This is a genomic window from Spirosoma radiotolerans (assembly GCF_000974425.1).
GTDB lineage: Bacteria > Bacteroidota > Bacteroidia > Cytophagales > Spirosomataceae > Spirosoma > Spirosoma radiotolerans.
Window position 1 is genome coordinate 5,142,873 of the sequence record NZ_CP010429.1, and the last position, 12,502, is coordinate 5,155,374.

Here is a 12,502-nt window from a genome sequence, read left to right on the forward strand (position 1 = left end):
TTATTGTGATGCGTAATAACGTATTGCTTTATACGTTGCACAATGTACCGTTTCTTCTCAACGGTCTTGTGTTCATAGTCAATCCCCGTTAGAGCTTCAAATTCATTCTTGAAAAAGGTCTCTAAACATTCAACGTTGGTATCGTTGGGTCTGCACTTAGCTTCTGTAAAACAACGTCCTTTATTTTTCTTAAATCAGGCGTTCGCTTTGTTAGTAAGAAGTCAGTAAACGTCCGTTGAAAGTCTGCTCGTAAGCTTTGCAGTAAGTTCGTGGCTGATTCATTCCCTTCAATGCTAAAGGCTTTTTTATCTAATTGCTTTGGTCGGCATGACAAGCCAGTAGAAAATGAGATGCTTTTCCCATTGTAAGACAGTTTAAAATACAGATTGGTAACGCGTAAATACGGCTGAACACTTAAGCGGTTCATTCGCTTTTCCTTTGCTGGCGACTCAGCATGTTTTACCTTTGGCATAATCAATTTAGTGATTGGTTGAGAGTTAGCCCTGTACTGCCTGACCGCGGTACAGGGCTTTTGAGTTTAAAGAAGCTTATGAGCTGGAATCTGAAAATGAGCTGCGATTGTATAGAGCTCATTTCGCTGTGGTTGTATTTCTCCACGCATGATTTTAGAGAAACGGTGCTTATTTATGCCTACTTGTTGGTAAAAGTCCTTAGTAGGCTTAAATTGCATATTTGCAGGTAAAGCTTCATTAATAAGCTCCCTGATTGGCTTTAAAACGTTTGTTTGCATATATCATTGATTGATTTATGCAAACAAATTTAGACCAATATCGCATATACATCAAGTATATATATGCGATTTAAGACTATAAATACGAAATTTAGAATAATTATATATAAGATATGTCTAAAACCTATGATAGAATCAGGGCCATTCGCATAGCAAAGAACCTCAAACAGGAGGAAGTGGCGCAAAGACTAAGCATGGCTCAAAGTAACTATGCACGTATGGAGAAGGGACTAACACAGATTACAGTAGACAGGTTAGAACAACTTGCCGAAGTTTTCGAAATGACTGTTTCATCTATTTTGAATTACGAAACGGGGCAACAACTTACATCAGAAGACATAACGTATTATATCAATTACTGTAAAAAACTTGAAAAAGAAATAGAAAAATACAAAAAGCAAATATCCGATTTAGAAGAGAATGAATTGGAGAGTTGGAGTAGGAAAGATAACGAGATAAAAGCAGTTAAATCAAAGAATAAAGATTTGATAGAAAAGATAAAAGTTAAAGATGCAATCATTGAAAGCAAAATCAAAGAAATTGATAAGTTAGATAGGCATATACAAACACTGGATAATGTGGTAGAAACACTGAGAGTAAGTATTGAATTAAATAATTTGAATAAAAAGTAACTATCTTAGATATTCCCCACCAAACTATGCTAAACTACGATTTCCAAATACTCTCACCCATCGAATTTGAGGAAATATCAAGAGATTTGATTCAAAATCATTTAAATATTTTTTTAGAGTCATTTACAGACGGTAAGGATGGTGGGATAGACTTTAGATATTCTTCTACAAAAGAAAACGCTATTATTGTTCAATGTAAAAGATATAAAACATTCAAAGATCTTATATATGTTTTAAAAAGAGAAGCTAACGTATTAGATAATTTATCGCCATCAAAGTATATAATTACTACGTCAGTAGGCTTAACGCCTATGCAAAAAAAAGAAATAAAAGAACTATTCAAAAAATATATAAAATCTACTAAAGACATTTTAGGTAGAAATGATTTAAACAACCTTTTAGGCAAAAATCCAGAAATAGAGAAAAAATATTACAAGCTGTGGATTTCAAGCTTTAATATATTGAATAATATTCTCCACAGTAAAGTTTATAATGAATCAAATTTTGACAAAGATACTATTAAATCAATAGCAGAAAGATATGTAATGAATCCTAGTTATAGTAACGCAATCAAAATATTAAATGAAAAAAGATATGTTATAATCACAGGAATACCAGGTATTGGCAAGAGCACTTTGGCAAGAATGCTTGCGTACAAATATTTGGGCGAAAAGAAATGCAATGAATACGTATATATGTCAACATCAGTAGATGAAGGTACAGAAGTGTTTTCTGAAAGCGAAAGTCAATTTTTTTTGTTTGATGATTTTCTTGGAGGGAACTTTTTAGACAATAACTTAAAAATAAACGAAGAAAAGAAAATAGTTTCGTTCATTGAAAAAATATCTAAATCAAGTAACAAATTTTTAATATTAACTTCTAGAGAATATATTTATAGACAAGCCAAAGCAAAGTTTGAAATATTCAATAGGAAAGATTTAGAAATTTCAAATTGCGTGATCGATTTAGAAAACTATACAAAGCTAGTAAGAGCTAAAATATTCTATAACTTCTTAGTATACAACAATGTAGATTATAAATTTATAGAGAATACAACATTTAATGGTAATTACAATAAAATAATAAATCATCCGAATTTCAATCCACGAATATTAGATATATATATTAATCACGAGTACTTAAAAACCATAAATCCTAGCGAGTTTACAGCAAAGATTATGGAATTTTTATCTAATCCTGAGCAAGTTTGGCAAGCTGTTTTTGAAAATCACATTACTAACTTATCTCGTTGTATCCTTACTATTATACTTACAACTGGAACTCCAATAGCAAAATCGGACTTAAATCAGTTAATTGGTTCTTTTTCTGAAAAATACAGCAATAAGTATAATGTAAATTCTAGCACGGCATCTATAAACCTAAGTATAAAAGAATTAGAGAATACATTCATAAACGTTCGAGCAGATGACAACTTATTATCATATATTGAATTTAAAAACCCATCAGTTAAAGATTTTCTAATGTACTATTACAAAGATGAATCAATACAAATAGAAGATACAATAGATGTAGCTATATTTATAAACCAACTAATTAAGCCTTTCACTAAAAACTATGTGACAGAGTATGATGATAAAAGCAACGAAACTTTTAAAGAATTCAATTTAGTTCTTACAAAAAGAATAAAGCAAATAATTTTAAATAAAGTGTTTAATAATTTTGATGATATACCATCTTCTACATTAAGAAGGAGGTTTTCTAGAATAAGAGATTACAAAAACGAGTTTATGAACTCTTACGTTTCACGCGCTAATATTTTAGATGATTTATTAGACATTATCCCAATCAGTGAAAGTAATCTTTACAAAAATTTTGTTATCGTAAAATTTAATGAGATTGCAGAAAATAATGATGAACTAATAAAAGACCCTTATTCATTTATTTTGTTAGCAGAAAAATTAGGTGCTTATTACGAAGGAAATAAAATTAAATTTTTACAAAGAATAATACAGAATTTGAAAAGTTTAGATATGGTAGAATTGTTTTATAAATTAAAAAACAACTTCCATGAAGAGTTTGAATTTGTTACTAATAACGAATTTTTCAGATACTTGGTAACAGAATGGGCAAAAATCGAACTTCGCAACAAACCAATATATATAAATGAAGACACTTTACAAACTATATCAAAAATAGCAAAATACTTTAATCTCGATTATGGCTTCTTTCACAACTTTGCACAACAAATTGACGATGAAATTACTGAAAATCAATACAAAGATTTCCAAGAGCATAACAGCGACATAGAAGATGAAATAAATGTAGATTCTTTTTTTCCAGAAGATATAGACTCTAAAATTTCAGAAATGTTCTCCTCTCTGAAAGCTAGTGGATATTAGTTGATATAATGGTAGTGGCTTAATTGCGTTTATCGGCGAAGAAGAACTGATTAATGAATAGGCCGATTGTCGTATCGTGGACCGCCACTGACTTTGAGAAGCAAATGGTTCGACGGATCAGTCGCTTTAAGCGTGTTCGAAGAGTAAGGTGCTTCCGTTCAAGCCCTTGTAATGCCGCTTTACGAACCAAGCGTAAGCGTTGATCTAAGCAGTCAAAGTAGGCCCACCAGGAGTCTGTTATCCATCTAATTACCTCGATTTTGGCCTGCTCTAAAAAGCTAAGTAGATGGCGAAACGTTTGGTGAGTACGTCGTCCGAAAACGAAGGCAATAATCTCCCCTGTCACTGCATCCTCGACCCACCACAGCCAACGTGGCTGTTTTTTCTTACTTACGTACGACCGCTCCGGCGGCCCGGCACATCTAGTCGACTTTGAGACTCATTTTCAAGCCTCTATTGACGTACAAGGGGTTAACCTGGACCACTTCACTACTTTTTTTTAAACTGAGTGCTGACGGTGTTCCGGTTAACGCCTAAGACACGAGCAGTATCCCGTATGCCTGCTCCGTTGAGGACCATCTGCGTAATCTGCTCTTTGACTAAGGGGTCACGGGCCTTGTGAGTGTATGTTTGAACAAAGGTTCGGCCGCAGTCAAAGCATCGGTAGCGTTGGGTGCCTGCACGAGTAGTGCCATAGCGTTTGACGTGTTGGGTTTGCCCACAATGCTTACAGGTGACTGCTTCTAATACCATTCACAAAGATACCACATTCAACGCAGTTAGGCCACTACCATTTCGTTCTATAAATTTCATAAAAGCAGATTTTTATAGCTCAAAGTACATTATTTTTATTAACTGGTTTTGCGCCCTTAAATATATCTAATAAATAACCAAGTTGCATTTGAGTAAAGTTAGAATTTACACTTTTAATATCGTGTGTCAGTCTAAATCGAAAGAACAATCTAGAATTCGAATCTTCATTAGTTTTCAAGAAAGCGTCAAGATTATACTGCAGCAAACCGTTTTTATTTGTAAGGTCAATTTTAGAGTCCCATATGTTTATCCACATATAATTGAAACCAGCGGTTAAGCCCCACCTACTATCTGGTTTAAATTGAAAACTAGTACCTAATTGCCAGTATACACTATTAACAAATTTAGTTGTATCTCTATTAGATATTTGATTTGCATTATCTTTATCATAACTGATAATGCTATTTCTAAACCAATAAACTCCTATGTAAGGAATCGTCCAGCTAAATTTAATTTGTGGGTATGTGTATTTTAACACATTCAGATTAAATCCAAAAGAAGAAAGCTGATATCTATAAATATCCTTTGGACTTACAAGTGCTTGATTACTAATTCTTTGGGCTAGGAGATATTTATTAGTTTCTTCTAATTTAGAAAAAAGCAGCTTTGGCTCTATACTTCCGAGCCAATTAGTATATCTGTATGAATTATCATGTCTGTTAACTCTAAGATTTATTGTTGTATCTTCAATCGTTGAATCAGAACCTAAATCATAATTACTTTGATTCAAACCATTGTTAACACGCAGCTTTACTTGATATTCATAATAATCTTTCTTTTCTGTTCTAATAGCCGTATTATTAGAAGGCCTACTCGATAATCCTTCACCTTCCCTAACACCTGTGGTAGAAATCGGAATTGCCTGTCTCACACCATTTTTTTCCTTAGCAATAACTGTACTTCCTGATATAAGGTCTGCTGTATAAAATTGCGCATCTGCTAATAATCCTAAGGAGTCTATACGTCTTTGTGTTTTTTTGTTCAGGTGAAAATGTGTATTGATATTTATTCTTCTTCTAGCTTCAATTTGGATCAATCCATTGGGCTGGCTACCATCTAACCCTAAAAAGTCTGTGAAAGCCGCGACCTCTAATATTTTAGACCGTTTTTCCTTTCTAAGTTCTTGGATTGAGTTTTTAGGAGATAGGCTAAATACACTATTTGCAGGACTATAGTCTTCTTTATCATTTTCCAGTGTGATACTAAATGTTAATAGTTGCGACAAAGACATACTTCTTGTCACGCCTTTCACGCTTCCACAATTTTGGCATAATAAATTAATAGTTGAAAAATATTCTGGATCAAATTTCCCTGAAATACTAACAGGAAATAGATTTTTAAATTCTAGGTACTCACGTGGACTTTTCTCGTTATCAGCATATTTCATTTTTATTAATCTTGCAACAATGTTTTTCATAGCTCCATCTTCAATCTCAATTGTAACCCTATCTACCTTATGGCTAAGCTTCAGTATGGAAAGTGCACCTGTATAATGATTTACCAGATCATTTGCTATCAATAAACTTGTAGTTGTATCTCTCCTTAAAATTAAGTGTGCTGTCAATGGTTCATCGTCGGCAAACTCAAGCCTTGTTTTTATCTTAAAGAATAGACTTATCCCTTGATCTTTCAAGGACAAGAATTTTAAGGTATCATAATTGAATTTTTCTCGCATCTGTTTCAAAAAAACTTCAACAAAAGTTTCTTTGGTGAATTCGTTGAAAACATTATTATCGTCACTATTTTCATTTGATTTGCTGGTAATTGATTTAACAGTAGATGATGTGCTCACCCCTGATGTGCTCACCCCTGATGTGCTTCCAGCAGTTGTTACATTAGGTGAACTAAAGGCTTTAGTACTAATCTCAAGTGAATAGATATCTATATTCTCTTTAACAAATTCGTAATTATATACATTATGATTATAAACAAACGCACCCAAAACTCTCCTCTGCGAGTCTTGGCTGTAGCTGTTAATATATATCAGAAATAAGAACAACGAGAATAAATAAGCTTTCATACTATACCTTTTTCATTAATAAATAGAATATACTTTCCTAGCAAGAGTATTAGAGTCACAGACTTCAACCATCCACTTAACCAATGCTCAAATTTATGTTTCAGATGATTTAACATAAAGGGTAATTTTCCCGTATATTATTGAGTATTTATTACAATATCTACCTAATAGTCTTATTAATTACATCCAAATACTAATACAAAATATTATAATTTATACACCTAAACTGTTGACAATCAGAATTTTATGTATAGGATTATAATATTTTATACAATTAATACTATGATTCATTTACCCTTTCTTGTATAACGTATAGCTATAATACTCATTATCAGTAAGTTACTGAATAGGATATACCTCAGCTTCGGGAGCTTGAATATTAGCCTCTTATAGTATAAAAACTGTAAGTGGCTTTTTTTGTGATACATAATTCTGCTCCCTATTTATTAAGCCAGCGATTAGGTTATAAACAGCGAGTCTGCTCGTATCACCAGTGACTTCATTCTACTGTATTCAAGCAGACACTAACCTACTGGGTTTCTAAAACTATTAACACCTCTAGAAACCTAGTAGGTTGACCTTTGAAGAAAAAGTAGCGGGATTAATCCTGAATATGTTACTTGTTTGTACTAAAGCTGTTACACTTAATATAGGCTTTTACAAATCGTTCAGAAAAAGCATGGAACAGGCAAAAATGCTGAACAATTAAACTGAACGGGTTTATTAAACCTGAAAAGACTTGTTTTAGGCCACTTCCCCCTTCCCTACTTAGGGTATTGGCAAGCCTTCGAACGACCGACTTATGTTTGATTAAAGCGTAAACCACGGTTTTGTACATGGCCTATTCCATACACTCAATGGCTCTCGACCCGTAGGTCGGTGTATTTTGAGGAGCCTTGGTTATGATCCCTACGGTCACATAGGCCCAGATGGTAGCAATCTGTTGACTGGTTAAAACAGGTGAGCTAGCTTGTGCTTTTAACATAAAACTTACACTGAACAGTAAACAAAACTGAGCAATACCTTGTCGAATTAAGTGATCCATTCTCTTCTTTATTAATTCAACAACTTACTGGCAAACCTTTGCCAGTAGGTTATTAGTATTTAGGGCGTCCTCTCTAAGTTTACGAAGCATTTCCGCTCAAAGCTGCATGAACAGTCCATTCAAAAAAAACAAGATTTAATCCTATTGTGGTATTGATTATTCGCTATGAATACTACTTTTGTGTAGAATCCAGTACGATCATGTTGCAAAAACAGGTTTCAATAGGCTTACTAGCCCTCCTCCTATGCCACATTCTGGCCAGTGCCATTGTGGGTATGGTGAGTTGGTGGCGAGCGGAGAGTGACCTGTCAGAACGATTGCTCGTATATCGGTCTGTCGATAGCATCGTTGAGTTTCAGGTACTGCTTACCGATCAAGCCGAGGGTAAGACAATTGCGCGCACAACGGAAGATGGGTTTAGTTACCGGGGCCATTACTATACCGTTGTGAGTCTGGAACTAGCGGGCGATACCCTGCACATTGCCGGCTTGGAGGCCCGTAGTCATTCTGTATGGCAGGATGATCTACTTGCCTTTCTGAACGACCATCTGGCAACCTCATCGGATACCCATCAGAAGGCAGGTCAACTACTAAAATTATTGCTTAAAGAGTATTCGCTGGGGTCGTCGATTGTGCTTCATTTTCGTCCGTCTACCTGGCAACAATCCATCCGGATTCCTGAGAAGCCGGTCGCTTTCGTCTCCCACTCCGCTTCCATTCATTCTCCTCCGCCCGAGTGGGCCATCTAATAGCTTATAACCTGTATTCGACAAAATCGCAGGGTTTTAAACCCATGCCAGGTGGACTGTCTACAGGCGTATGCTATTCTCCTTTCTACATACTTCCCAGTGGTTTTTAAGCCGATGCACCAGCACGGGGTCTGTACCCATATGTGTCCGCTGTTCATTTGGTTTACTATACATCGGCGGTAGTCCGTCTGTTTAAGGTCGTAAGCAATTACTTGCCTGCGCCCAAAAAAACAGTGGTTATCACGGAGTGATGTACTTCGCTGGTTATCTATTCCACTGGGTTGTTCTGAACGATCGATGATCGTAGCTTCTGTGTGCTTTATCAATGGTCAATGCCTGGATGAACCGGGCTTAGTCCGGAGAGTCGTATCTCATAAACTATAAAACCGGCCCAATACATCGCGTACTGGCCCGGCTCCATAATACTCATAGGTTGGTAGTTCATGATCCTCACCAGTTTTGCTGGTGAGGACATCCCCCTCAACAAACATAGTAGTCTTGCCGAAAAATACCTACAGTTCTTCTGAAGAAGCGTTGATTACCAGCATTTTTTAATCTGTCGATCTCATGAAAACAAATAAGTGGAAAATGGCGCTGCTCGTATGGTCGGCAATGTTTCCATACAGCACTGCCGTAAGTTATGGTCTGGCCCAGTTGCCCTTTACTGCTCACTGGCCTGTATTCGTCCGAACGTTCTGTCTGACCTGTCTGCTAGTACCGTATATGGTGTGTTTGGCCCTGCCTTTTCTGACGCAGCGTTTTCAGAAATGGTTACAACAAACTACGCATGCTGGGCAAGCCATGTCCGGTACGCTTGAGCAATCGCTACCCGGTTAATCTGTACAGTTTGCTGCGTAGCTACAGCTGCCTTTAGTAGCCCTACATCATTCATTATAGCTTATTTAAGTCAATATCGTTTCACCAATTAGTTCCATTATCTAAACCAAATCAAACTATGGAGTCATCCAACGAGCAAGTGTTAAAAAACCAAGAGTCGATTCTGACCAATCAGGAAACTATCCTTAAAAATCAGGAGTCGATCCTGACAAACCAGGCCAGCCTGGATTCTATTCTGAGTAACCAACAAACGATTATTGCTAATCAGGAGAGTATTCTGGGAAATCAGCAATCCATTCTCAAAAATCAGGATCTGCTGGACACCATTGTGGCTAATCAGGAAACGATACTGAGTCGGTTAGTCAGGTAGTCGTCTGATCACTGTGACGAACAGTGAGTAGGCAGCGAATCGACTGCCCACTGTTCATCACAGTGGTTGATTTCTTCTTTCTAACATCCATTTTTCTTACGTTTAATACTGAAGACTATGCGTCCTGCTCGCCGTATTCCTGTGTTGTACCTGGTCTTTATGCTCAGCGTACTGACTGGCTGGGGATGGTACATGCATACACAGAATGATGTGAGTTTTCTGGCTCGCCGGTGGGCGGCTGCTCTGACCATGGTCTTTGGCTCGTTCATTGCCGGGTCAAGTCCGGAGGGGAGCGCGGCTATTTCCTACCCCGTATTCACCTTGCTCCTGAAAATTCCACCATCTGTAGCCCGCAATTTCTCATTCGCCATTCAAAGCATTGGCATGACCTCGGCGTCTCTGCTGATTTTGGGACTGCGTGTCCGGGTGGATTGGAATTATATCCGATTCGTAACCATTGGCGGTATCGTAGGGCTGATTTTTGGAACCTATTACGTGGTGCCACTAATATCTCCCGCTGCGGCTAAGCTATTTTTTGTTTCTCTCTGGCTCAGCTTTGGCGTCACACTCTGGCGCGAGAATCGTAACCCTTCCCGCATCGTGTTTGAATCTATTCCTAACTTTCAATCGGCAGATCAGATTCGTTTGATCCTGTTTGGTCTGGTGGGCGGAATCATTTCGTCCATCTTCGGGACCGGGATCAATATTTTCACGTTCTGCCTGGTTACAATTTATTACCGGCTGAACGAAAAAGTAGCCACGCCTTCGTCGGTACTCATTATGACCATTGAGACGATACTCGGCTTTTTTCTGCATGCCCAGATACTCCACGACTTTAGTCAGGAGTCGTTCGAGTTGTGGTTGACCTGCATTCCGGTCGTCGTATTTTTTGCACCCCTGGGCGCCTTTGTTATAACCCGATTGGCCCGCTCGATTATCGCCCGATTGCTGTACATAATCTTATTCGTCCAATTCATTGGTGCCCTGATCGTGATCCGGCCTTCGGCCTGGCAATGGGGTTTGTGTTTACTGACGCTGGGGATTGGCTTAGGTCTATTTGCTTACATCGCTCGTTTACAGCGTCAATCGGTTGTCTAATTATTCGAACTCTCCATCATTATGCTTAGTATACCAACTGAACCCGTGGGCAGTGTCCCTCGCCCAGCCTACTTGCAGGAAGCCATGGTGGCTTTTGCCCATGCCCAGATTACCCAGCAGGAATTGGCTCAACTAACGGATAAAGCACTTCAGGAAACTATCTCTGCTTTTGAACAGACCGGTTCACCCGTGATTACAGATGGTGAGCAGGCAAAGTCGAGTTTTGCGACGTATCCCATCGCGGGCCTGGATGGCTTATTGCCCAATGGTGTTGTCATTCCCTTTGCGGATGGACATACCCGTCAGTTACCCGTGATTTCGAAAGGGCCATTCCACTATACAACTTCGGCCGATGCGTATCTGAAACGAGCGAAAACCTTTACGAATCGGCCAATCAAACAAGCCGTAATTGCCGTTTCGGCCTTGAGCTTGTTGTATCCGCCAAACGGAATCGACGGATATAGTCAGGACGCTTTTTTGGCCGACCTGGTCAACGAGGCCGAGAGAGAAATCCGAAATTGCTTAAGCGCCGGAGCTTACAATGTTCAGATCGACTTTACCGAAGGACGGCTAGCGCTCAAATTAGATCCCAGCAAACAACTGTTGCGTTCGTTTATTGACTTGAACAACCAGGTACTGGCGCGATTTAGCCCGGCCGATCAGGCCCGAATCGGGGTTCATTCCTGTCCCGGTGGCGATCATGATTCTACGCACAGTGCCGATATCAGCTATGGTGATCTACTACCTGCGTTATTTGATCTGAACGCCGGTAATTTTTACCTGGAATATGCGGCTGAACCAAACAAGCCGGATGTCTTAGCCGCCATCAAAGCCAATCTTAAGCCGAATCAACGGATATTTCTCGGTGTGACCAACGTTCTGGACCCTCGGGTAGAAACGGCCGAGCAAATCTGTGATTTACTTCTGGAAGCGGCTCAGATTATCCCTGTCAACCAGTTAGGATCGACGGATGATTGTGGATTTTCGCCCTTCGCCGATGACGTGTCTACCGCACGGGATATAGCGTTTGCTAAAATCAAAGCCCGCATCGAAGGCACAGCGCTGGCCGAGAAAAAACTAGTCTGATTGATCGTCATCCCAGGCACTGGCTGTCCTTGCGGATAAATACTTGTTACTGACAGGGTAAGAGTCTGCAAGAACAGCGTTGCCAGGGCGATACTTATTTTATTCATAAAACGACGGATTTATCGGTTGAGAACGTTTGCTGCCATCGGTTTACTCGGTTTACTGCTGTGCCATATCCTGGCCCTCCTGTTGGTTGGCAGGATGATCGGTTGGCAGCAAGAAGGCGATCTGGCCAGTCGCCTACGTGTGTATCGATCGGTGGATAGTCTGGTGGAGTTTTATATACCTCTCCATCAACAAGCTACCACGACTACTAAACTCACTCAGCCGACGGAGGGGTTTGTTTACCGGGATACGTATTATGAGATTGTTCGGCAGGAAATAAAAAATGATACCCTACTAATTTTAGGGTATGCCGACAAAAAAGATTCATTCTGGCAACAGGACTTGCTGGACTTCATTCGCCACCAATGCGGTAACGAGTCAACCAGTACCCCGCTAAAAGCGCATCATTTACTGAAGATATTACTCAAGGACTATTATCAGGGGGTCCGATTGGTCGTCAATTTCTGTCCCTCTTCCTGGTGGCAACTTTACTCAATTCCCCCCTTTACCGTCCACCTGTCAACTGTATTCCTGCCCGTTCATTCGCCCCCTCCAGAAATCTGATCCTACTGGTCATGTAAACCTGCCCAGCAACTTCCCGTATCTGCTGCTGGGAGTCTTCCGCCTGCGTATAGA

General features: G+C 38.9%; 13 protein-coding genes. 8 read left to right on the forward strand and 5 right to left on the reverse strand.

The window, feature by feature from the left end; all coding sequences use genetic code 11:
* Positions 1-121: 121 nt before the first annotated feature.
* Together SD10_RS20820 and SD10_RS20825 are read right to left on the reverse strand one after the other, a co-directional pair.
* Entirely contained in the window at positions 122-472 is a 351-nt protein-coding gene (locus SD10_RS20820) for a hypothetical protein (protein ID WP_046576447.1), read from the reverse strand.
* Positions 473-538: 66 nt separating this feature from the next.
* Positions 539-751, reverse strand: coding sequence for a hypothetical protein (locus SD10_RS20825; RefSeq protein WP_046576450.1), 213 nt, complete (start codon positions 749-751; stop codon positions 539-541).
* 113 nt (positions 752-864) lie between these two features.
* Here SD10_RS20825 and SD10_RS20830 point away from each other — a divergent pair, with 113 nt between their 5' ends.
* Both SD10_RS20830 and SD10_RS20835 read left to right on the forward strand, forming a co-directional pair.
* On the forward strand, positions 865-1,383 hold the full coding sequence (locus SD10_RS20830) for a helix-turn-helix domain-containing protein (protein WP_046576452.1): 519 nt from the start codon (positions 865-867) through the stop codon (positions 1,381-1,383).
* Between the two features lie 26 nt (positions 1,384-1,409).
* On the forward strand, positions 1,410-3,743 hold the full coding sequence (locus tag SD10_RS20835; RefSeq protein WP_046576453.1) for an nSTAND3 domain-containing NTPase: 2,334 nt from the start codon (positions 1,410-1,412) through the stop codon (positions 3,741-3,743).
* 19 nt (positions 3,744-3,762) lie between these two features.
* Here the strand turns inward: SD10_RS20835 and SD10_RS30530 are convergent, their stop codons facing one another.
* The 3 genes from SD10_RS30530 to SD10_RS20845 form a co-directional block, all read right to left on the reverse strand.
* Positions 3,763-4,089, reverse strand: coding sequence for an IS1 family transposase (locus SD10_RS30530; protein WP_394330453.1), 327 nt, complete (start codon positions 4,087-4,089; stop codon positions 3,763-3,765).
* Positions 4,090-4,232: 143 nt separating this feature from the next.
* A complete protein-coding gene (locus SD10_RS30535) occupies positions 4,233-4,496 on the reverse strand; it encodes an IS1-like element transposase (RefSeq protein ID WP_082111651.1) in 264 nt (87 codons plus the stop codon).
* Between the two features lie 79 nt (positions 4,497-4,575).
* Positions 4,576-6,576, reverse strand: a complete 2,001-nt coding sequence (locus SD10_RS20845) for a porin family protein (protein ID WP_046576455.1) — start codon at positions 6,574-6,576, stop codon at positions 4,576-4,578.
* 1,245 nt (positions 6,577-7,821) lie between these two features.
* Here SD10_RS20845 and SD10_RS20850 point away from each other — a divergent pair.
* From SD10_RS20850 to SD10_RS20875, 6 genes are all read left to right on the forward strand, one after another.
* On the forward strand, positions 7,822-8,370 hold the full coding sequence (locus tag SD10_RS20850; protein ID WP_052731353.1) for a hypothetical protein: 549 nt from the start codon (positions 7,822-7,824) through the stop codon (positions 8,368-8,370).
* A 567-nt stretch (positions 8,371-8,937) separates the two neighbouring features.
* The gene (locus SD10_RS20855) at positions 8,938-9,207 is read left to right on the forward strand and encodes a hypothetical protein (protein WP_148562481.1); all 270 of its coding nucleotides are present in this window, start codon (positions 8,938-8,940) and stop codon (positions 9,205-9,207) included.
* Between the two features lie 118 nt (positions 9,208-9,325).
* Positions 9,326-9,577, forward strand: a complete 252-nt coding sequence (locus tag SD10_RS20860; protein WP_046576459.1) for a hypothetical protein — start codon at positions 9,326-9,328, stop codon at positions 9,575-9,577.
* 117 nt (positions 9,578-9,694) lie between these two features.
* Complete coding sequence (locus SD10_RS20865; protein ID WP_046576460.1) at positions 9,695-10,675, forward strand: sulfite exporter TauE/SafE family protein; 981 nt, start codon at positions 9,695-9,697, stop codon at positions 10,673-10,675.
* A gap of 21 nt (positions 10,676-10,696) precedes the next feature.
* Entirely contained in the window at positions 10,697-11,761 is a 1,065-nt protein-coding gene (locus SD10_RS20870; protein ID WP_046576462.1) for a cobalamin-independent methionine synthase II family protein, read from the forward strand.
* A 126-nt stretch (positions 11,762-11,887) separates the two neighbouring features.
* Positions 11,888-12,430, forward strand: a complete 543-nt coding sequence (locus SD10_RS20875) for a hypothetical protein (RefSeq protein ID WP_046576464.1) — start codon at positions 11,888-11,890, stop codon at positions 12,428-12,430.
* Positions 12,431-12,502 lie beyond the last annotated feature (72 nt).

Coding starts and splice junctions, on each gene's coding strand:
- SD10_RS20820 (WP_046576447.1), bottom strand. CDS start 472: ATGCCAAAGGTAAAACATGCTGAGTCGCCAGCAAAGGAAAAGCGAATG.
- SD10_RS20825 (WP_046576450.1), bottom strand. CDS start 751: ATGCAAACAAACGTTTTAAAGCCAATCAGGGAGCTTATTAATGAAGCT.
- SD10_RS20830 (WP_046576452.1), top strand. CDS start 865: ATGTCTAAAACCTATGATAGAATCAGGGCCATTCGCATAGCAAAGAAC.
- SD10_RS20835 (WP_046576453.1), top strand. CDS start 1,410: ATGCTAAACTACGATTTCCAAATACTCTCACCCATCGAATTTGAGGAA.
- SD10_RS30535 (WP_082111651.1), bottom strand. CDS start 4,496: ATGGTATTAGAAGCAGTCACCTGTAAGCATTGTGGGCAAACCCAACAC.
- SD10_RS20845 (WP_046576455.1), bottom strand. CDS start 6,576: ATGAAAGCTTATTTATTCTCGTTGTTCTTATTTCTGATATATATTAAC.
- SD10_RS20850 (WP_052731353.1), top strand. CDS start 7,822: ATGTTGCAAAAACAGGTTTCAATAGGCTTACTAGCCCTCCTCCTATGC.
- SD10_RS20855 (WP_148562481.1), top strand. CDS start 8,938: ATGAAAACAAATAAGTGGAAAATGGCGCTGCTCGTATGGTCGGCAATG.
- SD10_RS20860 (WP_046576459.1), top strand. CDS start 9,326: ATGGAGTCATCCAACGAGCAAGTGTTAAAAAACCAAGAGTCGATTCTG.
- SD10_RS20865 (WP_046576460.1), top strand. CDS start 9,695: ATGCGTCCTGCTCGCCGTATTCCTGTGTTGTACCTGGTCTTTATGCTC.
- SD10_RS20870 (WP_046576462.1), top strand. CDS start 10,697: ATGCTTAGTATACCAACTGAACCCGTGGGCAGTGTCCCTCGCCCAGCC.